General features: G+C 64.6%; 22 protein-coding genes. 8 read left to right on the forward strand and 14 right to left on the reverse strand.

Annotation, left to right across the window (positions count from 1 at the left end; genetic code table 11):
- Positions 1–51: 51 nt before the first annotated feature.
- Complete coding sequence (locus EN824_RS16740) at positions 52–891, forward strand: amidohydrolase (RefSeq protein WP_135865047.1); 840 nt, start codon at positions 52–54, stop codon at positions 889–891.
- Between the two features lie 18 nt (positions 892–909).
- Here EN824_RS16740 and EN824_RS16745 read toward each other — a convergent pair whose 3' ends face one another.
- From EN824_RS16745 to EN824_RS16755, 3 genes are read right to left on the reverse strand one after another with little or no spacing between them, the layout of a single operon-like run.
- On the reverse strand, positions 910–2055 hold the full coding sequence (locus EN824_RS16745; protein WP_127278597.1) for an extracellular solute-binding protein: 1146 nt from the start codon (positions 2053–2055) through the stop codon (positions 910–912).
- On the reverse strand, positions 2052–3212 hold the full coding sequence (locus tag EN824_RS16750; protein ID WP_127278598.1) for a CaiB/BaiF CoA-transferase family protein: 1161 nt from the start codon (positions 3210–3212) through the stop codon (positions 2052–2054). The genes EN824_RS16745 and EN824_RS16750 overlap by 4 nt, the downstream gene beginning before the upstream one ends.
- 2 nt (positions 3213–3214) lie before the next feature.
- Positions 3215–3766 (reverse strand): MaoC family dehydratase, encoded by a 552-nt coding sequence (locus tag EN824_RS16755; protein WP_135932539.1) that lies wholly within the window; start codon positions 3764–3766, stop codon positions 3215–3217.
- A 198-nt stretch (positions 3767–3964) separates the two neighbouring features.
- Between EN824_RS16755 and EN824_RS16760 the strand changes: the two genes are divergently transcribed.
- Positions 3965–5071 (forward strand): lactonase family protein, encoded by a 1107-nt coding sequence (locus EN824_RS16760; protein WP_135865049.1) that lies wholly within the window; start codon positions 3965–3967, stop codon positions 5069–5071.
- A gap of 21 nt (positions 5072–5092) precedes the next feature.
- Here the strand turns inward: EN824_RS16760 and EN824_RS16765 are convergent, their stop codons facing one another.
- The 3 genes from EN824_RS16765 to EN824_RS16775 form a co-directional block, all read right to left on the reverse strand.
- Complete coding sequence (locus tag EN824_RS16765; protein WP_135932540.1) at positions 5093–6085, reverse strand: Tim44 domain-containing protein; 993 nt, start codon at positions 6083–6085, stop codon at positions 5093–5095.
- A gap of 71 nt (positions 6086–6156) precedes the next feature.
- Positions 6157–6456 carry a zf-TFIIB domain-containing protein gene (locus EN824_RS16770; RefSeq protein WP_167531354.1) on the reverse strand — a complete coding sequence of 100 codons (300 nt, stop codon included), beginning with the start codon at positions 6454–6456 and terminating at the stop codon, positions 6157–6159.
- Positions 6457–6643: 187 nt separating this feature from the next.
- Positions 6644–7633, reverse strand: coding sequence for a zinc-dependent alcohol dehydrogenase family protein (locus tag EN824_RS16775; RefSeq protein ID WP_127278603.1), 990 nt, complete (start codon positions 7631–7633; stop codon positions 6644–6646).
- Positions 7634–7735: 102 nt separating this feature from the next.
- Between EN824_RS16775 and EN824_RS16780 the strand changes: the two genes are divergently transcribed.
- Both EN824_RS16780 and EN824_RS16785 read left to right on the forward strand, forming a co-directional pair.
- On the forward strand, positions 7736–8638 hold the full coding sequence (locus tag EN824_RS16780; RefSeq protein ID WP_127278604.1) for a LysR family transcriptional regulator: 903 nt from the start codon (positions 7736–7738) through the stop codon (positions 8636–8638).
- 94 nt (positions 8639–8732) lie between these two features.
- Positions 8733–10379 (forward strand): acetolactate synthase large subunit, encoded by a 1647-nt coding sequence (locus tag EN824_RS16785; RefSeq protein WP_135932541.1) that lies wholly within the window; start codon positions 8733–8735, stop codon positions 10377–10379.
- A 37-nt stretch (positions 10380–10416) separates the two neighbouring features.
- Here the strand turns inward: EN824_RS16785 and EN824_RS16790 are convergent, their stop codons facing one another.
- The 8 genes from EN824_RS16790 to EN824_RS16825 form a co-directional block, all read right to left on the reverse strand.
- Positions 10417–11586: a substrate-binding protein gene (locus EN824_RS16790; protein ID WP_127281227.1), complete on the reverse strand. Its 1170-nt coding sequence runs from the start codon at positions 11584–11586 to the stop codon at positions 10417–10419.
- A gap of 41 nt (positions 11587–11627) precedes the next feature.
- Positions 11628–12329, reverse strand: coding sequence for an ABC transporter ATP-binding protein (locus tag EN824_RS16795; protein WP_135921358.1), 702 nt, complete (start codon positions 12327–12329; stop codon positions 11628–11630).
- A gap of 2 nt (positions 12330–12331) precedes the next feature.
- Positions 12332–13036, reverse strand: a complete 705-nt coding sequence (locus EN824_RS16800) for an ATP-binding cassette domain-containing protein (protein WP_127277731.1) — start codon at positions 13034–13036, stop codon at positions 12332–12334.
- The gene (locus EN824_RS16805) at positions 13033–14019 is read right to left on the reverse strand and encodes a branched-chain amino acid ABC transporter permease (RefSeq protein ID WP_127277730.1); all 987 of its coding nucleotides are present in this window, start codon (positions 14017–14019) and stop codon (positions 13033–13035) included. The genes EN824_RS16800 and EN824_RS16805 overlap by 4 nt, the downstream gene beginning before the upstream one ends.
- Entirely contained in the window at positions 14016–14873 is an 858-nt protein-coding gene (gene urtB, locus EN824_RS16810; protein ID WP_127277729.1) for an urea ABC transporter permease subunit UrtB, read from the reverse strand. Before urtB ends, EN824_RS16805 begins: the two co-directional genes overlap by 4 nt.
- Positions 14874–14877: 4 nt before the next feature.
- Positions 14878–15999 (reverse strand): class II histone deacetylase, encoded by a 1122-nt coding sequence (locus EN824_RS16815; RefSeq protein WP_127277728.1) that lies wholly within the window; start codon positions 15997–15999, stop codon positions 14878–14880.
- Positions 16000–16083: 84 nt separating this feature from the next.
- Entirely contained in the window at positions 16084–18798 is a 2715-nt protein-coding gene (locus EN824_RS16820; protein WP_135932542.1) for a LuxR C-terminal-related transcriptional regulator, read from the reverse strand.
- The gene (locus EN824_RS16825) at positions 18795–19442 is read right to left on the reverse strand and encodes a GNAT family N-acetyltransferase (RefSeq protein WP_135932543.1); all 648 of its coding nucleotides are present in this window, start codon (positions 19440–19442) and stop codon (positions 18795–18797) included. Before EN824_RS16825 ends, EN824_RS16820 begins: the two co-directional genes overlap by 4 nt.
- A 176-nt stretch (positions 19443–19618) precedes the next feature.
- Between EN824_RS16825 and EN824_RS16830 the strand changes: the two genes are divergently transcribed.
- From EN824_RS16830 to EN824_RS16845, 4 genes are read left to right on the forward strand one after another with little or no spacing between them, the layout of a single operon-like run.
- Positions 19619–20920 carry an ArgE/DapE family deacylase gene (locus EN824_RS16830; RefSeq protein ID WP_189522187.1) on the forward strand — a complete coding sequence of 434 codons (1302 nt, stop codon included), beginning with the start codon at positions 19619–19621 and terminating at the stop codon, positions 20918–20920.
- The gene (locus tag EN824_RS16835; protein WP_135932544.1) at positions 20917–21975 is read left to right on the forward strand and encodes a phosphotransferase; all 1059 of its coding nucleotides are present in this window, start codon (positions 20917–20919) and stop codon (positions 21973–21975) included. Before EN824_RS16830 ends, EN824_RS16835 begins: the two co-directional genes overlap by 4 nt.
- Positions 21976–23289, forward strand: coding sequence for an aspartate aminotransferase family protein (locus EN824_RS16840; protein ID WP_189343679.1), 1314 nt, complete (start codon positions 21976–21978; stop codon positions 23287–23289).
- 13 nt (positions 23290–23302) lie between these two features.
- Positions 23303–23959, forward strand: a complete 657-nt coding sequence (locus EN824_RS16845) for a GntR family transcriptional regulator (RefSeq protein WP_135865080.1) — start codon at positions 23303–23305, stop codon at positions 23957–23959.
- Positions 23960–23974 lie beyond the last annotated feature (15 nt).

Raw genomic sequence — 23974 nt, forward strand, 5'->3', positions numbered from 1 at the left:
AAGAATTCCTCCGTGAGATGATCTGAAAAAAGCTATCGGAGGAGCCTCGCCATGATCATCGACACCCATCTGCATCTCATCGATCGCTCGGCCCTGCGCTATCCCTGGCTTGCCGGCGTGCCGGCGCTGAACCGCGATTTCTCCTATGAGGAATATGCGGTGGAGGCCCAGCGTGTCGGTGTCGGGCGCGTGCTGCATATGGAGGTCGATGTCGATCCGGCCGACATAGAGGCGGAAACCGCCCGTGTCGAAGGCCTGTCGCGGCAGTCCGGCAGCATGTTGGCCGGGGTGATCGCATCCTGCCGACCGGAAGAGGGTGACTTTCCTGCCTATCTCGAACGCCAGCGTGCGAACCCCTTCGTCAAGGGTTTCCGCCGCGTCCTTCACGTCGTGCCGGATGAGCTTTCGGAAGGGGCATTGTTCCGCGACAACATCAAGCGGCTTGGCGGCACCGGCCTGACCTTCGACCTCGTCGTGCTGCCGCACCAGATCCCCAGGGCGATCGCGCTCGCCGATCTGGCTCCCGATGTCCAGTTCGTGCTCGATCATTGCGGCGTCCCCGACATCAAGGGCAACGCCGAGCATCCCTGGCGCGAACATATGAGCGAGATCGCGCGGCGTCCGAACGTCATGGCCAAGGTTTCAGGCGTGGTCGCCTATGCCGATCCCGGCAGTTGGACCGTTGAGACGCTGCGGCCTTATGTCGAACACACGATCGGTGCGTTTGGCTGGGACCGTGTCGTCTGGGGCAGCGACTGGCCGGTCTGCACGCTTGGCGGGGGTCTGTCGACCTGGGTGGCGGCGACCCATGCGCTGCTTTCGGGCTGCGGCATTTCGGAGCGCGACGGGCTGCTGTCGGGCAATGCCCGCAGGCTATGGCGGTTGAAGTAACGATGCAGTTCAGGTCCCTCAGGTGGGCGCCTGGGTACTGGCCCGGAACAGGCTGATGAGATCGGCGACGACCTGGCCGGCCGGATGGCCGGAGGTCAGCCCGGAATTGATGCGGTCGGACGCCGCCTGCTGGAACGCCATGTAGCCGTCATGGCGCGGCCGCACCCAGGCGCCCTCCAGCGTTGCGCGCGTGTCCCGATAGAAGCTGCCGGTCGCTTCATTGACAGCCTGGTCCTCCCAGGCAGCCGCGTGGCCCGGCTGGCCGCCGGCGGCGGCATAGATGCCGCGCTGGACATCGCAGCTGGCGACCCAATAGGCGAAATCGATCGCCGCCTCTTTAGCCTCAGAGAAATCTGAAACGGCTATGCCCGTGCCGCCGAGTGCCGAGCCGATCGGACCATCGGAACCAATGACCGGGATGTCGGCAAAGGCCAGCCTGTTCGCGCGAAAACCCGACGCCGCATAAGAGACATAGCCGTAGATCAGCGGTGCGCAGACAATGCGGGAGCCGGCCTCCGCCATGCGCTCCGAAACGGCGATCGGGTCCATGTCGAAACAGGCCGGGTCGAGCAGCGCCGCGATCTCGCGCATCCTCTCGAAGACTTCGCTGCCTGTCTCGATAGCGATGAGATCGTGGGACGGGTCGGTCCCGCAAGGACGTCCGAGGTTGCCGGCCAGCGTGTAGAAGGTCATCAGGCAATGCGGTGGCCGCAGCGGCAGCAGCACACGGCCCTGGCGGGCGAGATCGAACACCTCGCCCCACGTCGCTGCCGGCGCATCGAGCGCATCCGGCCGCCAGGCCTGCACCTGCGCCGCCGCGTCGATCGGAAACGCCCATTGCCGGCCTTGCCAGCTGTAGCTCGGATAGGACTGGCCGACGCTGCCGGAGGCGAGCGCCGCGCGCTCGGCCTCGCGGCCGGCGACATCGAGCGGTTCAAGGCAGCGCTCCGCCGTGATCTGGCCGACATGCGGATGGTCGATGACGATCAAATCATAGGCCCGCGCCAATTCCTCGACCGGGAAAGATTCGAAATCCTGCAGCGAGCGCTTGTCCCATTCGACGGCAACGCCGGTTTTCTGCTCCCACCGGGATGAACACGCGACCATCGGATCGTAGCCGCGCGGGTGGCTCCAGGTCATGCCCTTGAGTTTATGCACGCTCACAGATCGAACTCCGCGCGGATTTTCGCACTGTGTTCGCCGATGCGCGGCGCCGCGCGGTCGACCTTGGCTCTGATCCCATCGACCCTGAGCGGCGAACTGGTGGTGAGGATGGAAACATCATCCTCGCGCGTCACCGTCTGCAGCATGTCGAGCGACTGGAAGCCTTCGCTTGCCAGCATCTCGGGCCAGGTCAGCACCTTGGCGCACCAGATGTCGGCTGGTTCGAGGATATCAAGCCATTCGTCGATGGTCTTGGTGGCAATTCTCCGCGCGATGATTGCCTTGATGTCGTCGCGCGCGGTGAACCACGATGCCGGTCTGTCGCGATAGGGGGCCAGTTCTCCGAGCGACAAAAGGTCGGCCAGCTTGGGGATCGGCGTCATGGCGATGGCGAGGTAGCCATCCTTGGCCGGATAGACGCCGTAAGGCGCCGACAGATAGGCATGCGCGCTGCGGAAACTTGAGCGTCTGGGCAGGCGGCGGCCGTCATTGAGATGCGTGGTCAGCACCTCGAACTGGAAGTCGACCAGCGCTTCCAACAAGCTGGTTTCGATATGGCTTCCCTGGCCGGTGATGCCGCGCCGAACCAACGCGGCCAATATGCCTTGCGCGCAGGCCGCGCCCGCCAGCATGTCGCCGATGGCGAGGCCGAACGGCACCGGCCCCTGGTCCTCGTCGCCGTTCAGCCACATCACGCCGGAGCGCGACTGCGCCAGCAGGTCCTGGCCGGGCCGCTTGACCCAGGGACCTTCCTCGCCATAGCCGCTGATCGAGGCATAGACCAGGCGCGGATTGATCTGGCGGACGGCCTCGTAGTCGAGGCCGAGCCGTTCGATGACACCCGGCCGGAAATTCTGAATCAGCACATCGGCCTTGGCCAGCAGCCCGCGCAATGCCTTGAGGTCCGCCTCGTTCTTCAAATCGATGGCCAGGCTTTCCTTGGCCCGGTTGATGGCATGGAAGATGGTGGAATCGCCGCCGATCTCGGTGTCGCTGAGATAGAGCCGGCGCGACAGGTCGCCCCCGTCAGGACGTTCGATCTTGATGACGCGGGCGCCGAGATCGAGCAGCCTGAGCGAGCAGTACGGCCCGGACAGGAACTGGCTCATGTCGACGACGACGAGGCCGGCAAGCGGCAATTCGGCTGCTGCCGGCATCTTCATTTCTCCGTCTTGCCGACGAAATCGGCAGGGTTGCGGTATTTCACCGTCTGCAAATGCTCGCAATACAAAACGAGTTCGCCTTCACCCTTGAAGACCTCGTAGCTGGCGCGGATCAGCCCCATCTCCTTGTAGCGGGGCTTTTTGCCGAGGTTGGAGCGGATCGAATAAATCGTGTCACCAATGAAGACGGGCTTTATGAAGCGCAGCTTGTCGTAGCCATAGGAGAAGGCGTTGACACAGTTGGTGGCGACCAGCCCGAGGCCCGCCGAGAAGACGAACGCGCCGGCAATCAGCCGTTTGCCGAAAATGCCCTCGCTCTCGGCAAACATCTGGTCCTGCACATAGGGGTGGATGTCGAGGACCAGTGTGTTGAAGAGGTGGCTGTCGCCCTCGGCCATGGTGCGGCGCAACGAGCGGATTTTCTGGCCGACCGGCCAGTCCTCGTAGAACCAGTTCTCGGCGTTCCACACCGGCAGGGCGGCATGATCGGCAGGCATGTTCGCAGGGTGCGTCGAGGCAACGCCGACGGTTGGCGCGAAATCGTTCATGGCGCAATCCACCGATCTCGCGAGAACGCCCGGTCTATCATTCGAGCACGCATCAAGGCGCCTGACTGCACGACGTCTCCTCCCGTCAATCTTCTTTTGTAAATACTATTTTCACATATGGGGTTGCGTTGCAAGCGAGGACAGGCGAAATTTTGACCGGTTTTGGCGCGCGGCAGCGCGGGCAGGCTGGAGGAAATCATGCGCGGTGTCTGGAATGCCTGTCTGGTGTTTGTCGGCAGTCTGAACCGCGAGGCGCCGTATTTTCAGGGCGCCCGCGGTGTTGGTCTTGGTGTTTACAGTTTTGATGAAAGGACGCTGGCTGTTCAAAAGCTGGCTGAGACCAACGACATCGACAACCCGAGCTTCCTGTCCGTCACCCCCGATGGTTCGCGCCTCTATGCCAACTCGGAAGTGTCTACCTGGCGGGAGGGAACTGTCTCCGCCTACAGCTTCGATCGGGCCTCGAACAGGCTGAGCTATCTGAACAAGCAGCCCGCCCTTGGCAGCATCACCGCCCACAACAGCATTACCCGTGACGGGACGAAACTCCTGGTTGCCAACTATGGCGCCGGGCAGGGTGGCCCGGATCGGGCGGTGGCGATCTATGCTTTTGACAAGGACGGTGCGCTGTCCGCGCCGCTGGCCAGCGTGTCGCACAAGGGCACCGGAACGAATGCGGCGCGGCAGGAGCGGTCGCATGCGCACAGCGTCAACGAAACCATTGCCGGTGGAACGGCAATCGTCGCCGACCTCGGCATCGACCGGCTGGTCTCCTACCGGATCGGTCAGGACGGGGGTCTGGTGAAGCTCGCCGAATCCGCACTGCCAGCGGGTGCCGGTCCGCGTCACATCGCCCTGCACCCGAACGGCCGCTTCGTCTTTGTCATGAACGAGTTGGATTCGACGATTGTCTCGATGGCACTCGACAATGCGACCGGCAGGTTGTCGATCATCGACATCAAGCCGGCGGTGCCGGACGAGGCGCGTGAGACCAACCACTGCGCCGATATCCAGATCTCGCCGGATGGCCGTTTTGTCTATGGCGGCAACCGCGGCCACGACAGCATCGTCATCATGGCGGTCGATCAGGAGACCGGCGGCTTGCGCCTTGTCGGCTATGTTCCTTGCGGGGGTGCCACGCCGCGCAACCTTGCGCTGACACCGTCGGGCGGTCATCTGTTCTCGGCCAACCAGAACGCCGACCGCATCTCGATCTTTGCCCGCGATGCCAGCACCGGCATGCTGACCGAAACCGGACGCGCCATCGAGATCGGCACGCCGATGTGCGTCAAGATCGTGGGTTGATCGCCAGCAGGCTCGCCGGACTCAAGCCTCTTGTATTGCCGAGAGCTTCCAGGTCGAGCCATTCTGGCGCGTGAACGTCCACAACTCTGTCGCCTCTGTCGGATGATCCTCGTCACCGTCGACGACCTTGCCGCTCGCCCGTTCGCGCGTCACGTCGCGAGACTCGTAGCGCAATGCGGCCGTGGCGTAGTCGCGGTCATCCTCGCGCCAGCTTTCCGCGATGTCGGCCTGCAGCAGGGTGACATCGGACACTTCGTTTCTGAGACCTTTCTGGGCATTGTCGGCCAGTTCTTCCGACAGATAGGACACCATCTCGGGCGTCACCGACCGGCGCAATGCGGCATGGTCTTCGCGGCCGAATGCTTCCTGGACCTCGGTCAACAACTGCTGGAAGGCGTCGAGGTCCGTCTGGGCCAGCGTGATCTCCTCGGATCCGGTGGCCTCATGGCCCCCGCCCGAACCGCCGCCAAAGCCGGGAATCGTGAAGGAACCCCCGGTTCCGGTCTCCTTCTGTGCCGTTGCGCGGTTCTCGAACCGCGAAGCCTGGGCATTGCCCATGCCGGCGAGCGCGGGCGCGGGACCACGCGCAGATTGCGACCGGAAGAACCGGATGGCCAGCATGATGGCGCCACCGATGAGCAGGGCCTGGAGCAGGAATCCGAACATGCCGGCGAGGCCGCCGAAGCCCTGGCCCACGAGCAGTCCGATCAGGCCGCCGAGCAGCAGGCCGCGCATCATCGTTCCGCCGAAGCCGCTCATGAAGCCAGGCCTCTGCGGGCCGGCCTGCGGCTGCCGGGCAGCATTGTTGACCCCGGTGTTGGGTGTCATCGAACGCTCGACCGGCGCGGTCGGCGCCGGCGCAGTCCTGGTCGGCGGTGCCGACTGGAAGGTGCGCGTGCCGCGACTGCCGAAGCTGCTGCCGCGCCGCGCCTCGGCATGATCGATCGCGACCATGGAGAAGGCGAGGAACAGTCCAGCGAAGAGGGCGGCAAATCGGCTTGTGCGGGAAGTCATCGGGGTGACCTTTATCGATGTGGTTTCGGAAATTTCAGCAAAACGTCGGCCGGGTGGCGGGCGTCATGCGATCAGTCGAACAACTCTTCGAAGAACGACTTCTTCCGCTTCGGATAGCGTTGGCCATGCGAGCGGGAATAGTCGTCATCGCGGTCCCGGCCATGGTGCGGCTGGGAGAATGCTGCCGGCTGTGGTTGCGGCGCGGGCGGCGCATCCCTGCCGGAGCGCTCGATGATCTTGTCGAGTTCGCCACGATCGAGCCAGACGCCGCGGCACTGCGGACAATAGTCGATCTCGATCCCCTGGCGTTCGCTCATTACGAGCGCGACGCGGCAGGAGGGGCAAACCATACCAAGCAGAGATGATGTCATCAGGGGCTCCGAACCAATGAAGGAATGAGCCCGCTCGACCGAAAAGAATGGAAAGGGGCCCGTTATAGCGGTCCGACATCACGGTCGCCGAAAAGCGACAGTCAGAGGGGCCCGGCCCGCATTCGGGATTTAGGAATGCGGGGCGGCGCCTTCAAGGGGTAATATTGCCGGTGAGAATGATTGCTGCTCAAACCGTCATGACGATCTTGCCGAACTGCTCGTTCGATTCGAGATAGCAATGCGCCTCGACGATCTGGTCGAAGGGAAACGTTCTGTCGATGATCGGCCTCAGCGTGCCGTCCTCAAGCCCTTGGAGGATGAACGCCTTGGCACCCTCCAACTTCTCCGGATTTCCGGTGATCTCGTGGACGAGATAACCGTGCAACGTCAGTGTCTTTCCTAGCACCGCAGGCAACGGGAACGGCGTCGGCTCGCGGCTGAGGCCACCGTATTCGATCAAAATGCCGCCCGACGACATGGACGCGGTCAACGGCTCGAAGATCGGCCCGGCGATCGGATCGAACACGACGCGTACGCCTTGCGGCCCGGCGATCTGGCCCAGTCTTTCCGCCAGTTCCTCTTCCTCGAGCACCACCACATACGCTGCGCCGGCGTCGAGAAGTGCTTGCCTCTTCGCTGACGTCCGCGTCACCGCGATCGCTGTCGCACCAACCCTGTTGGCGATCTGGATCGCGGCGAGCCCGACGCTGCTGGAGGCGGCGGTGATGACGACGAAGTCTTGTCCACCCAGCTTGGCGATCTCGATCAACGCACCATAGGCGGTGAGGTACGGCATCCAGATCGCCGCCGCCGTCCCCCAGTCGAGGGACGGCGGGTGTTTGACGATGAGCCCGGCGGGAAAGGTGACAAGCTCGCCATAAGCCGGCCAGCGAACCATCGATTGCGGCGGGATGACACTGACGGCATCGCCGGGGCTCAGCCCGGTCACGCCTTCGCCAATTGTCTCGATGACGCCTGCCGCTTCCAGCCCAAGCCCGGAGGGCAGCACGGGTGTCTCGATATAGCTGCCCGCGCGCAGCAGCGCCTCGGCGCGGTTGAGGCCGAGTGCCTTGACGCGGATTTGAACCTCATCCTGGCCCGGCGGGGGAAGATCGACCTCCTCGATGCGCAGGACCTCGGGACCACCATGCTGGTGGAAGCGGACGATACGGGTCATTTTGCTCACTCCAAAATATCTGAACCGAATGAGCTATGAGGCGAAGCCCTTTGGCGATAAATGGCTGTTTATATTGTGCAGTAGAAACCAGGAGTTTCGAAAATGGATAGGCTTGAAAGCATGGCCGTGTTCGTCAGGGCCGTTGATCTCGGTTCGTTCGCGGCGGCGGCCACCGTGCTCGATCTATCCGGACCGATGGTCGGCAAGCATGTCCGGTTTCTTGAGGACAGGCTTGGCGTGCGTCTTATCAACCGGACCACGCGCCGCCAGAGCCTGACCGATTTCGGCCGCGCCTATTATGAGCGGTGCCGGCTGGTGCTGGCCGAGGCCGAAGCCGCCGACGCGCTTGCTGCTGATCAGCTCTCGGAACCGCGGGGAAAATTGCGCGTCACCATGCCGGCGCATTTCGGCCGCCACTGCGTGACCCCTCTATTGCTGCAATTGGCGCGGCGGTATCCGATGCTGGAGCTCGACCTGTCGCTGAGCGACCGCTTCGCCGATCTCGCCGAGGATGGCTACGACCTCGCCATTCGGACCGGTGAACTGGACGACAAGGCCGGCGTGATTGCGCGCCGCGTTGCACGCCAGGACATGGTCGTCTGTGCCGCGCCTTCCTATCTGGAAATTCATGGCGAACCACGGCGGATCGAGGACCTCGCCGGTCATCAGGCGATTGTCTACCGCCGGCTCGGTATGATCGCTCAGCCCTGGCTGTTTCCGCGCGAGGGACAAGCCGCGCTCGAACTCATGCCAAACGGCCGGCTGCGGCTCGACGATCTCGATGCCATCGCCGATGCCGCCGTCGGCGGCATGGGCCTCGCGTGGCTGCCTCATTGGCTGGTTCGCGAACGAATCCAGGCCGACGCGCTGGTGGCACTATTGCCGGACCAGCCGCGCTATCCCTACGACTGTCATGCGCTCTGGCTGCAGACGCCGCATCTGCCGCTCAAGGTCCGGCTGGCCGTCGACGCATTGGCGGCCGGCTTGCCGAAAATGATGGCGTGATCGCCAGCAGACGACTAGCCCTCTTTGAGGCGTCGCGTTCCGGTGCCATATGAAGATGGCTGGCGGAATGCGCGCATCGCAGGAGAGACGGTTGATGACCAAGGGTTCGGATCTGTTCGTGGCTGCCCTCGAGAATGAAGGGGTCGATCGGATTTTCGGCATTCCGGGCGAAGAGAATCTCGACATCGTCGAGTCCATCCGCGGCTCGTCGATCCAGCTCATCCTGACCCGCCACGAGCAGGCGGCCGCTTTCATGGCCGCCACCTATGGCAGGCTCACCGGCAAGCCGGGTGTGTGCATCACCACGCTTGGCCCCGGCGCGCTCAACCTGACGACCGGTGCGGCCTATGCGCTGCTCGGCGCCATGCCGATGATCATGCTCACCGGCCAGAAGGGCATCCTGTCGTCGCGGCAGGCGCGCTTCCAGATCGTCGACATCGTCGCGGCGATGAAGCCGCTGACCAAGCTGTCGCGCCAGATCGTCTCGCCCAGGATGATCCCTTCGCTGGTGCGCGAAGCTTTCCGCGTCGCGCAGGAGGAGCGCCCCGGCCCCGTGCATCTGGAGCTGCCGGAAGACATCGCGGCGGCGCAGTGCGAGCCGGTCGCGCTGGTGCCGACACACCCGGTCGACCTCCCCATAGCCAGCGCGGACGCGCTCGATCGCGCCGCCCGCATGATCATCGAGGCCAAGCGTCCGCTGCTGATGTTCGGCGCGGCGGCGTCGCGCCCGCGCGTCACCCCTGACATCGCCCAATTCGTGCTGCGCACGCAGATCCCCTACTTCACCACTCAGATGGGCAAGGGCACCGTGCCCGGCGGCACCGAACTCTACATGGGAACGGCGGCACTCTCGGAACGCGACTATGTGCACGAAGCCATCGAGCAGGCCGATCTGATCATCACCATCGGCCACGACACGGTCGAGAAACCGCCCTTCATCATGGGCGCCAACGGACCGAAGGTCATCCATGTCGGCTACCACTCAGCCGACGTCGAGCAGGTCTATTTTCCGCAGGCCGAGATCGTCGGCGACCTCGGTCCGTCGCTGGCGCTGCTGGCGGACCGCGTCGAAGGCAAGATCCACAACGCGCAAGCTCTGCTGCCGCTGCGCGAAGGCATTCTGAGCCGCATCGCCGCGCGCGCCACCGAAGACCGCTTCACGCCACAGCGCATCGTGCACGACGTGCGCGCCGTGATGCCGGCCGAGGGGATCCTCGCGCTCGATAACGGCATGTACAAGATCTGGTTCGCGCGCAACTACCGCACGCGCATGGCAAACACGCTGCTGCTCGACAATGCGCTCGCCACCATGGGCGCTGGCCTGCCGTCGGCGATGATGGCGGCTTTGCTCTATCCCCAGCGCCGTGTCATGGCCATTTGCGGCGACGGCGGCTTCATGATGAACAGCCAGGAATTGGAGACCGCCGTCAGGCTCAAGCTCAACCTCGTCGTCCTGCTGCTGGAAGACCATGCTTATGGCATGATCCGCTGGAAGCAGGCGGTCGACGAGTTCCCGGATTTCGGCATGACCTTCGGCAATCCCGACTTCGTCAAATACGCCGAGGCCTATGGCGCCAAGGGGACCAGGGTCGGCGCGATCGCCGACCTGCAACCGACGCTGGAACAGGCCTTCACCGGCGGCGGGGTGCACCTCGTCGTCGTGCCTATCGACTACTCCGAAAACACCAGGGTGCTTGTCAATGAATTGCGCGAGCGCCTGCCAGCGCCAAAGGCGACCTGACGGCAGCGGCAACACCGCCGTCAGGATCGGTTGAGGCCTACAGCTTGCAGTAAGGCGTCACCGGCGCGATGGTGCCGAAATCCTTGGCGATCTCGTAGCCGATGCCGTCCGCCGCCGCCTTGCCGACATAGGAATGGCAAAGCGTGTGGTTGTTCGAGGCATCGACGCGGATCTTGCCTTGCGGTGCGTCGAACTCGATCGTCGGCAGCGCCTTCAGCACATCGTCGTCCTTCAGCGAGCCCGCTCTCTCGGCGGCCAGAGCGTAGAGATGCAGGCCGTTGTAGCCGGCTTCGCCGATGCCGTTGACCATCTTCTCCTGGCCGAACTTTTCGCGGAAGCTCGCGATGAACTTCTTGTTGACCGGATTGTCGAGCGCCATCCAGTAGGGCTGCGGCGCGTAGGTGCCGGCGGCGACACCGGGCGGCAGCGCGTCCTTGTTGAAGACCTCGTCGAGCGGCGCGATCAGCGGCTGCTTGATGTCGAAGCTGCGGTACTGCTTGAGCTGGGTGACGGCGTCGTTGCCGACCACCATCGACCAGACGACATCGGGCTTCAGCGACTTGATCTTCTGGAACGCCGGGCCGAAATCGGTGGTACCGAACGGATAGTAGTCGGCGCCGATGATCTTGCCGCCGGCCTTTTCGTAAGCCAAGGTGATCGCCTCGGTCATCTTCTGCGGCCAGGCATAGTCGGAGGCCATGATGTAAATCGTCTTGCCGAGGTTGTCGGCCACCCATGGCATCATCGGATCGACCTGCTGCATCGGGATCGGGCCGGTGGCGACGAAGTAGCGGTTGCACTCGCCGCCCTCGAAATTCGTCGGGTAGAAGAACAGCTTCTTGGCCTTCGCGGTCACTGACAGCGTGGCGCTGCGCTCGGGCGAAATGATCGTTCCCATGATCACGTCGACCTTGTCCTCGTTGAGGAGCTTGCGCGCCTTGTCGATCGAGCCCTTGGTCGTGGTCTGGTTGTCCTCGATGAACAGCTCGACCTGGCGGCCGCCAATACCGTTGGCGGCGTTGAGTTCGGCGGCGGCGAGCTTGTAGCAATTGAGCAGCGTCTCGCCGAGGATCGCTTGCAACCCGGTGATCGGGATCGACAGCCCGACCTTGACCGTATCGGCGGCGCGCAGGATCGACGGTGCGCCGACCATGGCGAAGGCGGCCGCGGCGCCGCCGGATTTCAGAATAGTTCTTCTGCTTATCATTGTTGTGTTCCCTTCCAGTCCAGGCGCGCCCCATGCACGCCTTACAAAGCCAAGAGGTCCTTCAGCAGGGTCTCGTCGGCGAATGCTTCCGGCGTGCCCTCGTGCACGATCCTGCCTTTCTCCATCACCAGGCAGCGATCGGCGGCCTTGAGAACGAGATCGAGATTTTGTTCGACCAGAACGATGGCGATGCCGCGCTCGCGCGCGATGCGGGGCACCAGCTCGGCGATCGACTGCACGATGTTGGGCTGAATGCCTTCCGAGGGCTCGTCGAGCAGCAGCACCGACGGCAGGCCGCACAGCGCCCGCCCGATCGCCAGCATCTGCTGCTGACCGCCCGAGAGCGTGCCGGCGATTTGCGCCTCGCGTTCGCGCAGGATCGGAAAGTAGCCGAAAATGTCGGCCGGAATGCCGCCGTCGCCGCGGTCCCTGGCGGCGCGGGTGCCGACCTCCAGGTTCTGCCGCACGGTGAGCTGGTTGAAGATGCCACGCCCCTGCGGCACATGCGCGATGCCCGCCCGCGCCCGGCGGAAGGCCGGCGCGTTGGTCAGATCCTGGTCGCCGAGAACCACCGCGCCGCCGCTCGCCTTCAAGGCGCCGGCGATGACGCGCAGCAGCGTCGTCTTGCCGGCGCCGTTGCGGCCAAGCAGGCCGACGACTTCGCCCGGTGCCACGCTCATATCGATGCCGTTCAGCACCGGAAGCAGGCCGTAGCCGGCGGAGACGGCAAGTGTCCGCAGCATCGTCAGCGCCTCCCCAGATAGACGTCGCGGACCATCTCGTCGGCCTCGATGTCGTGGAAGGGACCGCTTCGCAGCCGGCGCCCCTGATGCAGCACCAGCGTCTCGCAGTTCAGCGCCCGCACGAAGCGGATGTCGTGCTCGACGGCGACGATGGAAAACTCACCCTTCAGGCGCAGCAGCATTTCGGCTGTGGCAAGCGTCTCCTGGGGCGTCATGCCGGCCGTCGGCTCGTCGAGCAGCAGCAGCCGCGGCTCGATCGCCAGCGCCATGCCGATTTCCAACCATTGCTTTTGGCCATGCGCGAGTTCGCCGGCCAGCGTGGCGGCACCATTGGTCAGCGCGACCAGCTCCATCAATTCACCGATCGGGCGAGCCGGCGAGGGGGCGCCCCACCGTGCGACCTTGAGATTGTCCTCAACCGAGAGGCTGGGGAAAACCGACGGAATCTGGAACTTGCGGGCGATGCCGAGCCGGGCGATGCGGTGCAGCGGCAGACCGGCAATGTCGTGGCCGAGGAAACGGACGCTGCCGCTGGTCGGGCGAAGCGTGCCGGTCAGCAGGTTGAGGAATGTGCTCTTGCCGGCACCGTTTGGCCCGATGATGCAGCATAGCTCCTTGTCGCGCACCGTCAGGTTCAACCCTTCCAGCGCCTGCAGGCCGCCAAAGCGGATGCCGACATTTTCGGCCTGGAGCAGGACGTCGCTCATCGCGCGTGCCTCCGGCCTTTGGACAGGGTCTTCAGCCGCGCGTAGATCGACAGGATGCCGTCCGGTAGCACAAAGACGATGATGACGAAGACGCAGCCGAGCAGCAGCGGCCACAGGCTCGGATTGAGGCTGCTGATGGTCTGCTGTGCGCGCTGGATGGCAATGGCGCCGAGCACCGGACCAAGCAGCGTGCCGCGCCCGCCGACCGCCACCCAGACGATGACTTCGGTCGACAGCAGCAGGCCGGAGAGATCTGGCGCCACAAGCCCCGCCATGCAGACATAGAGCGCGCCGGCAAGACCGGCGATCGCCGCGGACAGGACGAAAGTGACAAGCAGCCGCAAGGGCGCATTGTGACCAAGTGCTGCCGCCCGGACCTCATTGTCCTGGATTGCGGTCAGCACGGTGCCCCAGCGGCCACGGCTGATCGACCACAGCACCAGCACGGCCACAGCGACGATGGCCGCGACGAAGATATAGCTCGGCAGGTCCTGGCTGAGGTCGACATGCAGGCCGCCGACATCGAACGCGATCGGCGGTATGCCGATCAGGCCGCTGTCGCCGCCGGTGACCGAACTCCAGGAGACCGCGGCCTGCTGACAGATGACACCCATGGCGAGGGTGACGATGGTGAAATAGCTGCCGCGGATGCCGCCGAAGAACAGGAAGTAGCCGATGATGGCGGCGACGAAGGCAGCCCCGGCCACCGCGCCCAGGATGCCGAGCAGGCTGCCGAGGGGAATGGCGTCGTTGAGCGTGATGAGCGCCATGATGTAGCCGCCGATGCCGAAGAAGGCGGCGTGGCCGAAGCACAGAATGCCAGTGCGGCCCCAGAAGAAGTCGAGGCTGGCGGCGAACAGGCCGAAGATCAGCGCATCGCGGATCACTGTCAGCTGGTAGCCGTCGGCAAAGAAGGGATAGATGACGGCGAGTGCGGCGCAGACGGCAAAGACCAGCAGCCAGTTGCGGTCCCGGGCGATCATCGCGACGCTCCGTTGAACAGGCCGTTTGGCCGCAGCCGCACGGCAACGATGGCCGCGAGCAGCACGATCGCCTGCGCCAGCGATGGCGAGATCTGGTAGTTGAGGATGCTGGTCAGCCCGCCGACGAAGACGCTGCCGGCGACGAGGCCGCCGATCGAGCCGACACCGCCGACGATGACGACGAAGAAGGCGTTGGCGAGATAGTTCACCCCCATCTGCGGCAGTACGATCGCCAGCGGCGCGACCAACCCGCCGGCCAGGCCCGCGATTGCCGCGCCGAAGGTGAAGGCGATGGCGTAGGTGCGGCGCGTGTTGATGCCAACGCCCTCGGCCATTTCCCGGTTCTGGATGACGGTGCGGATGTCGAGCCCGAAGGATGTGCGGCTGATCAGCAGGACCACGCCGAGCAAAGTCAGCATGGCGATGCCGATCAGGATCAGCCGGTAGGCCGGATAGACAGTGAAGAACAGGTCCAACGTACCCTCGATCGGCGGCGTCACCGGCTTGGCGCCAAGCCCGAATGTCAGCTCCAGCCCTTGCTGCAGGATCAGGCTGACACCCCAGGTGGCGAGCACGGTCGAGACCGGCCGCGAGTAAAGGTGGCGGATGATGGCGAATTCCAGGATCCAGCCGACCACCGCGCCGGCTATCGGGGCAGCAAGCAGCCCCAGCCAGAAGGAGCCGCCGATGCTCTGGACGAAATAGACCGCGAAGGCACCGACAGTGACGAACTCGCCATGCGCCAGATTGGTCACGTTCATCAGGCCGAAGCTGATCGCCAGCCCGAGCCCGACCAGCATCAGGATGCTGATCAGCGTCAACGCGTTGAGCAGTGTGGTGACGACAAAGTCCATCGCGTCAGGCCGCGCTGGCGAGGCGTTGGCGCAGGCCCGCGAGCAGGCCTTCGGCGGCGTCGATTACCTTGGCTTGGTGTGGCTGCAGATCCTGCCCGGCCCATTCGTCGATATGATCCGACAGGGGATCGACCACTTCGGTGCGATGATTGGCCAGCGTCTCGATGACGGCATGACCGCAGAACGGCACGTAGCCTTCGGAGTAGCCGCCTTCATGCGTCATCATCAGGCGGCCGTTCGAGACTTCGGCGGCCAGTGCCACCATGCGCGCGGCAAGGCGCCGGAAGCATTCGCTGTTGAGCATCATGCGGCCGAGCGGGTCGAAGCCCGACGCGTCGAAGCCGGAAGCGACGATGACGAGGTCCGGTTTGTAGGCGCGCAGCGCCGGGGCGACGACGCGGTCGAAGCTCGCTTCATAGGCGCCGGTGCCGCTGCCGGCCGGCAGCGGGATGTTGATGTTGTAGCCTTCGCCTTCGCCCTTGCCGTTGTCGGCCAGCGCGCCGCGCCCGGTCGGATAGAGATTGTCTTGGTGCAGGGAAATCGTCAGCACCGACGGGTCGGAATAAAACACTGTCTCGGTGCCGTTGCCATGATGCACGTCCCAGTCGACCACCGCGGCGCGGCCGAGCAGGCCTTCATGCTGAAGCCGGCGCACCGACACGCCAATGTTGGAGAACAGGCAGTTGCCCATGGCCTGATCGGGTTCGGCATGGTGCCCTGGGGGACGCGCCAGCGCATAGGAATTGTCGACGCGGCCGGTCAGCACCGCGCGCATCGCCGCATAGGTGGTACCGGCGGACAGCAGGGCAATATCGAAGCTGTTGAGGCCGATCGGCGCTTGCGGTCCGGCGAAACCGGATCCGCGTTCGCTGAGCATTCGGATATCGTCGATATGGCGCTGCGTGTGCACGCGCAGCAGGTCCTCGACCGTCACTGGCTCGGCGATGATCGGCACCAGATGACGTGACAGGCCGCTGACCTGGATGAGGTTGTTGAGCCGGCGCTTCGACCCAGGCGATTCCAGATGCCGGCCAGGCTCCACGAAGCGGCCGGGCGGCATCATGTCGGCGCTGGAGCCGGTGTCATGCCACATCAGCTGTTCGTGAAAGACGTAGCCTGTCGCCATCCGCGGCATCCTCTGAAAACCAGATGACGCTAGCAGGCTAACAATCGCCTGGCCCGACCCTAAAGAGGGGGCCATGTCTGTAATCTATGCCCCTCCTTTCGGAGGGGTGCGGAGGTTTGCGGCGGCCTGCGCGGCGCGCACGGCCTGGACGCGGTTGGATACGGAGAGCTTGCCGAAAATGTTCTTCAAATGCCACTTCACCGTCGTTTCGCTCACCGACAGCGCAACGGCGATATCGCGGTTGGACATGCCTTCCGACAAGCAGTGCAGCAGCTCGGACTCGCGCTGGGTGAGCTGTTCCTTCTCGGCAACCGGCATGGCTGGCTTACGCGCCGCGACGGGCAGTGTCTGCGCGGCATCGATGATGCGCGTTGCATAGGCCGACAATGCCGGGTCGGTCTTTGCCTGTGCCGCGCGCAGCCGCATCAATCCCTCGACGACGGGCCTGCCCTCGTCGACGAAGGAGCGGATGAAGCCGGAGGGCTGGGCAAGGCGCAGTGCTTCGAGCAGATGCCGGTCGGCCTCGCGCTGGTCATGGCCGGCGCTCTTGGCGCGCAGGATCTGCGCCAGTATGTGACGGCGCATGCGCCCGCTGCCTTTCGTTCGCTCCAGCAGCGTGTCGAAAATCGCCGCCGCCCCTGCGTAGGATTTCTCCGCCGTCAGCAGCCGGCCTTCGGCGAAGAACTCGAATTCGTTGGCGACAGTTGGGACGGTCTCGGCGCTTTCGCCGCGATGCTGGCTCAGCAATGCGCGTGCCTCGGCGACGCGGTTCTGGTCGAGCAGCAGCCGGATGCGATCATGCACCAGCACCGAAGCGAGGCGGCGGTAGACGGAGCCGCGCACGCGCTGGTAGACGCGCTCCAGCATGTCCAGGGCCGCGTCGCCCCGGCCGGTCAGCTGCAGCACGCGGGCATAGGTCGGCACGCTGGCCAGGGGATAGACAATGACCGCGGCACCCTCGATCAGCGGCCCGAGATTCTCGACCAGCGCCAGTGCTTCGCCGGACGCGTTGGTCTCGTAGGCGAGTTCGGCAAGCAGCGTTCCGGCGAGCGCCTCGGCATAGGAGTTCGCGCCGATCCGCGTCCTGGCTTCGATGATCGCGTTGCGCAGCAGCCGTTCGGCGGCCGGCAGCCGGCCGGCCGATCGCTCGATGACGGCCATGTAGCAATTGGCGATGGTGACGCCGAGCAGGCTGCCGCTTCGCTCATGCGCCTTGCGTGCAGCGTCCACCGCCGCGCGTGCCCCTTCGAGGTCGCCCAGCGCATGGAGATTATAGCCGATGACGTTCGCGGTCGCGCCTTCCATGAACCAGGCATCGGGCGCGATGATGCGCAGCGCGGCCAGCGCGGTGTCGCGTGCGTCCTCGAACTGTTCCAGCGTGCTGTGGACCGCAGCGGCAAGGACCTCGAGTTCGGCCTCGATCGTGGTGCCGGTCAGCGTGCCCGGGTCATTGCTGTCAGTCGGCCCGGTCTCGACCAGCTTGCGCGCGTTGGCGAGCGTCTGCTGGGCAATCTCGGGCTGGCTCGAGTGCACTGCCAACCACAGCACGACAAGCTGCAGCCGGATGCGCTGGTCGATCAGTTTCCTCGGCAGCAGCGCCAGCAGCTGGCGCACATAGAGCAACTGGCACTGGGCGATGAGTTCGAGCGCGTTGTTCTCGACGAACACCGCCGCGCGGGCCTGGTCGCCGGCGGCGAGCGCATGGCCGATGGCCTCGGTCAGCATCTTGCGTTCGCCGAACCATTCCGAAGCCGCCAGATGCAGCGGGGCGATCATCTCCGGTTCGCGCCGTTCCATCTCGCGGCTGAGAAAGTCATGGAACAGATGATGATAGCGGAACCAGCGCCGCTCCTCGTCGAGCGGCACGAGGAACAGGTTGCGGGTCTCGATCTCGGTGATAGCAGCCTCGGCGTCCGCCGCGCGTATCACCGCCCGGCAGGCCTCGGCGCTGAAACGTTCGAAGATCGAGGAGTAGAGCAGGAACTTCGCCAGCGCCGGCGGCAGTTCCAGGAACACTTCCCCCATCAGGAAGTCGGCGACGTTGCGGTTGGCTCCGGTGAAATTGCCGATGACGGTTTCGGGCGCATGGGCGGCGCTGAGCGACAGCGAGGCGAGCTGCAGGCCTGCGGCCCAGCCTTCGGTGCGCGAGCACAAGGTCTCCACCGTGCCACTGCCGATGGAGAGGCCAAGCTTGTCGTTGAAGAAGGCTTCGGCTTCGGACGAGGCGAAACGCAGATCGTCCGGGCCGATTTCAAAGACATCGCCGAGCACCCTGAGCTTGCCGAGCTGCAGGTCGGGCAGGTTGCGCGAACCGATGACGAAGGCAACGTTGGCGGGGGCCTGCCGCGTCAGGCGCTCCATGAACCGCTTCACCGCCGGTGCTTCGATAGCGTGATAGTCGTCGAAGAACAGAGTGATGTCGGCATGGCGTGCCGCAAGACCCGCCACAAGGGCCGCCAACACCACGTCAAGCTGCGGGATCGGGCTCGACTGGAAGGCGAGATCGAGCTCGGCTGGGTTCTGCACGAGATGGCGCAGCGCCCCAACCAGATGCGACAGGAAGGCGCCTTCGTCATTGTCCGTCGCTTCGCAGGACAGCCATGCCGTCAGCCGGCCGTGGCGCGTGACCTCGGCTGCCCATTGCGCCATCGTCGTCGATTTGCCGAAGCCGGCGGGTGCGGCGAACAGCACGATGCGCGTGTCGACATGCCGCTCCAACCTCGACAGGATGCTCTCACGCCGTACCCAACGGCGGTGGTGGGGCGATGCCTGGCCCGCGGGTTGAGAAGACGGTCTCATCTGGCGCGGGGCACCCATTCCGTTTCGATCAGCGGAATTTGCGGCGCGCAATCGCGCGGCAAGGTTCCCTTGATCCGCGGATCGTCGGTGATCTCGAAGCCGGCCGCGAAGGGTTCAAACCCGCAAGCCCGGTAGAAGCCGATGACGCTGTGATGATCGATGCTGCTGGTGTGCAGCCAGATACGCCCCGGCTTTAGGGGCCATGCCTGATCGAGCGCACCCGCCATCAGCCGCTTGCCAAGGCCTCGGCCGGTCAAGGAAGGGAAGAGACCGAAATAGGTGATTTCGATCTCGTTGCTGTCGGCGAGCGTGAATTCGGCCATGCCGACATGGCTGCCGCGTTCATCGTGACCGTAATAGAGATGCTGGCGCGGGTCGGCGAAATGCTCCGCGATGTCGGCGTCCGACATTTCGGCGGCGCGATCCCACAGCCAGGGAGCGCCAATCTCGAGAAAGACCGAACGGTAGAAGGCGGGCTCGAGGTTGGTGACGCGGGTCATCGCCAGCGGATGCCCGAGACCCTGCACCGGCGCGCGCGCTTCCATCCATGTCACGGCATTGACGATCTTGCCGGCCGGGATACGCCGGTAGCCGGACGCGAGATCGGTGATTTCATCCGGCAATGTGCCTTCGGTGACTTGCATTGTCCTCGATCTTCCGTCGCGCAGCCTACCGGCATGTCAGGAAGCTGATGCCAATTCTGCGGCCGCCTGCCAAGAGGCTGCAGGGGTGGGCCATAATTTTGGCCGGCCTGTCTTCTTGCCTTTTCCAGAGATGGCATATGAGATATGATACACCATTCACAGGAAAGCGGAATATCATGCCTGAGCGAATTGCGGATGAGGCCATTTTGCGGGCGGTCGACGATGGGTTCGACCGTCAGCTCGCCTTTATGGCCGATCTCGTGCGCTTTCCCTCCCAACGCGGCGGGGAGCATGCCGCGCAATCCTTCATGGCGGCGGCTTATGAAGCCGATGGCTATGCGGTCGATATGTGGCGTGTCGATGTCGACGCGATCCGCGACCTGCCCGGATTCTCTCCCGTTGCGGTTTCCTATGACGACGCATTCAACGTCGTCGCCACTCACACGCCGAAAAACGCCACCGGCCGCTCGCTGATCCTCAACGGGCATATCGATGTCGTGCCGACGGGACCGCTCGATCGCTGGGTCCGCGACCCCTACGATCCGGTGATCGAGGATGGCTGGATGCATGGCCGCGGCGCCGGCGACATGAAGGCTGGCCTGTCGGCCTGCCTCTATGCGCTGGCCGCCTTGCGCAGCCTTGGCTATCAGCCGGCCGCGAAAGTGTTCCTGCAGTCGGTCGTCGAGGAGGAGTGCACCGGCAATGGCGCGCTCGCTTGCCTGCAGCGCGGCTACCGCGCCGACGCCGCCTTCATTCCCGAACCGCTGGAGCCAAGGCTGATGCGGGCGCAGGTCGGCCCGATCTGGTTCAGGGTCGAAGTCGATGGCGATCCGCAGCACGCGTCGGGCGCCTTCTCGGCCGGCGCCAATGCCATCGAAAAGGCCTTCCTCATCATCCAGGCGCTGAAGCAACTCGAAATCGTCTGGAATGCGAGGAAGGTCGACGACAGGCATTTCTGCGATCACCCGCACCCGATCCGCTTCAATCTCGGCAAGATCGAAGGCGGCGAGTGGACGTCCAGCGTTCCGGCGCGTTGCGTCTTCGAGATGCGTGTCGCGACCTATCCCGGCCAGAAGCTCGAGGACGCCAGGGCCGAGTTGGAAGCTTGCATCGCGAATGCGGCGCGCGCTGATCCGTTCCTCGCCAATCGTCCGCCAAGGATGACCTATAACGGCTTCATGGCCGAGGGTTACGTACTTGAGGGGGCCGACGAGATGGAAGCCGTGCTGCGGCGCAGCCACACCGCCGTGTGGGGTGAGCCGCTGACGGAACACGTCACCTCGGCCACCACCGATGCGCGCTTCTTCGGCCTTTATGCCGACACGCCCGCAATCGTCTACGGCCCGATCTGCCGCATGCCGCATGGCTATGACGAGGCCGTCGATCTCGACTCCGTGCGCAAGGTCACGCAGACCATTGCGCTCTTCATCGCCGACTGGTGCGGTCTTGAACCCATAAATGCCGAGGTCAGGCCATGAACGCAGCCGTATCGGATGCCTTCGGCGAGACGCTTGCGGAGGATGCGCCTGATGTCTCGATCGCCGAGGCGCTTGCCCTGTTGCGCCGGCACTATGGGCTCACCGGCAGCGCGCGCCCGCTGCCGGGCGAACGCGACCATAATTTCCATATCCAGACCGAAGGCGAGGGCGAGTTCGTCCTGAAGGTCTCGCATCCGGCTGAAGAGGCCGGCTTCACCGATTTCCAGAACAAGGCGCTCGACCACATACTGACGGTCGACCCTTCCTTGCCAGTTCCTTCCGTGCGCAAGAGCGTCGAAGGCGAAGCACAGTTCATGGTAGGCGTCGGCGGATCGCCGCCGCGCATCGTCCGGCTGGTCAGCTATCTGCCCGGCCAGCTGCTTTCGCGCTCGCCCACGTCAGCGGCGCAGGACCGCAATCTTGGCATCTTCCTCGCCCGGCTTGGCCGGGCACTGCGCGGCTTCTTCCATCCGGCCGCCGGCAGCGACCTTTTGTGGGACATTCGCAAGGTCGCCAAGACGCGGCCCATGCTGGCGCACATCGCCGATGCCGGCCATCGCGCCATGGTCGAGCGCGTCATCGACGCCTTCGAGGAACATGCGGCGCCGGTGATCCCCGGCCTGCGCGCCCAGATCGCCCACAACGACATGAACTCCTACAATGTGGTGATGGATGCCGCGCGGCCGGAGGTGGTCAACGGCATCCTCGATTTCGGCGACATGATCCATTCGCCGCTGATCTGCGACCTCGCCATCGGTGCCGTCTACCGCTGGCCGGCTGAAGGTCACCCTCTGGCGCCCGCGGCCCGCTTCGTCGCCGGCTATCAGTCGGTGCAGCCGCTCGAAATCGAAGAGCTTGGCATCCTCTTCCACCTCATTCGTGCGCGGCTTGCGCTCATCGCCAACATTGCCAGCTGGCAGGCCGAACGGTTTCCGGCCAAGCGCGACTATGTGCTTCGCCTCATCACCGAGGTCTGGACCTCGCTTGAACGGCTGGACGGTCTATCGTCCGCTGACGCCCGCCGCTATTTTCTCGACCATTCCAAGCCGGAGTAGATGCCCGTGTCCCAGTCCCCGCCCGCAAGTGCCTCCGCCGATACCGGAGTTTCCGCACAAGAGCACGCGCTGCTCGAACGCCGCGCCAGATTGCTCGGGCCAACCTATCGCGCCTTCTACCGCAACCCAATCCATCTGGTGCGTGGCAGCGGTGTCTGGCTCTACGATGCCCAGGGCCGAAAATACCTCGACGCCTATAACAACGTCGCCTCGGTCGGACACTGCCATCCGCGCGTCGTCGAGGCATTGTCGGGGCAGGCCGCCACGCTCAACACGCACACGCGCTACCTCAGCGAGATCATCCTCGATTACGCCGAAAAGCTGCTCGGCACGCTGCCGCCCCATCTCGGCCATGCCATGTTCACCTGCACCGGCAGCGAGGCCAACGATCTCGCCATCCGCATCGCCCAGCACTCCAGCGGCAACACCGGTGTGATCATCACCGACTTCGCCTATCACGGCGCCACCATCGCCACCGCGCAGCTGTCGCCGGCGGCGGTCGGGGCCAAGGGCGTGCCCGCGCAACACCGGACCGTGGCGGCGCCGGACACCTTCCGTGACGGCGGCCGCGCCGCGCATGATTTCGCCAAAAATGTCGCCGCCGCCATCGAGGATATGCGCGCGCGAAACATCCGTCCGGCGGCGCTGCTTCTCGATTCCGCCTTTTCCAGCGACGGCATCTTCTTCCCTGATGCTGCAGTCATGCGCGAGGCGGCCGATCACGTCAGGAAGGCGGGCGGCATCGTCATTGCCGACGAGGTCCAGTCCGGTTTCGGCCGGCTTGGCCGGGGCATGTGGGGCTTCGCCAATTATGGCCTCGAACCTGACATCGTCACCATGGGCAAGCCGATCGGCGACGGACATCCGATGGGCGCGGTGATCGTGCGGCCGCAGCTTGTGAGCTCGTTCGGTTCGAACACCGGCTACTTCAATACCTTCGGCGGCAATCCGGTCGCGGCCGCTGTCGGCATCGCCGTGCTCGACGTGATCAAGGGCGAGGGGCTGATCGAGAACGCGCGCACGGTCGGCACCTATACCGGAGAATTGCTGGACGCCTTGAAAGGCCGCCACGGCATGGTCGCCGATGTCAGGCACAACGGTCTCTATTTCGGGGTCGAGTTGATGGCGGAGGATGAGGCCACTGCCGCCGCCAAGACCTCATCCGCCGTTGAAGCCATGCGCGAGGATGGCGTGCTGATCTCGTCCTGCGGTCCGCGCGGCAATGTCCTGAAGATCAGGCCGCCACTGCCCTTTGCCAGGGACAATGCCGAGCAGCTGGCCGAGACGCTCGATCGCGCGCTGTCGGCATGGTGAGCTGAGCGGGCGCATGCTGAAGCTCGAGCATCAAACCCTCAACGACCGCGCCTATGGCGCGCTCAAGCAGGAATTGATTTCAGGCGGTTTCAGCCCGGGCCAGACACTGGTCATCCGCAAGCTCGCGGAAACCTTTGGCATTTCGACCACCCCGATCCGCGAGGCGTTGCAAAGGCTGGTCGCCGAGCGGCTTCTGGAAATGCAGAACAACCGCTCGATCATCGTGCCCTTGCTGTCGGAGCCCGCCTTCGCGGAACTGACGCGCATCCGCATCGCGGTCGAGGGGTTGGCGGGCGAGATGGCCGCCACGCGGATGAGCGAGAGCGCGCTGGTGGACATACAGGTCGCGCTCGCCGGGATGCAGCGGGCCATCGAGGCGCAGGACGCCACGACCTATCTTTCCCTGAACGAGGCCTTCCATTTTGCTATTTATGAGCACGCCGGCGCGCCGATCCTCCTGAACATGATCCGCGATCTCTGGGGGCGCGTCGGACCTTATCTGAAGCTCCTGATGCGGGCCGATCGCTACATTCCGCAGTCCAATGACGCACACCACAGGATCGTCGCCGCGCTCGAACGGCGCAACGGCCCGGCCGTTCGTGTATCCCTTGAACAGGACATCGCCGTGGCGGCCGCGGTTCTCTCCGAAAATCTTCGCACGACAAACTGATCGGACGGCAGGCCC

This window comes from Mesorhizobium sp. M8A.F.Ca.ET.181.01.1.1 (assembly GCF_004792025.1).
Lineage (GTDB): Bacteria > Pseudomonadota > Alphaproteobacteria > Rhizobiales > Rhizobiaceae > Mesorhizobium.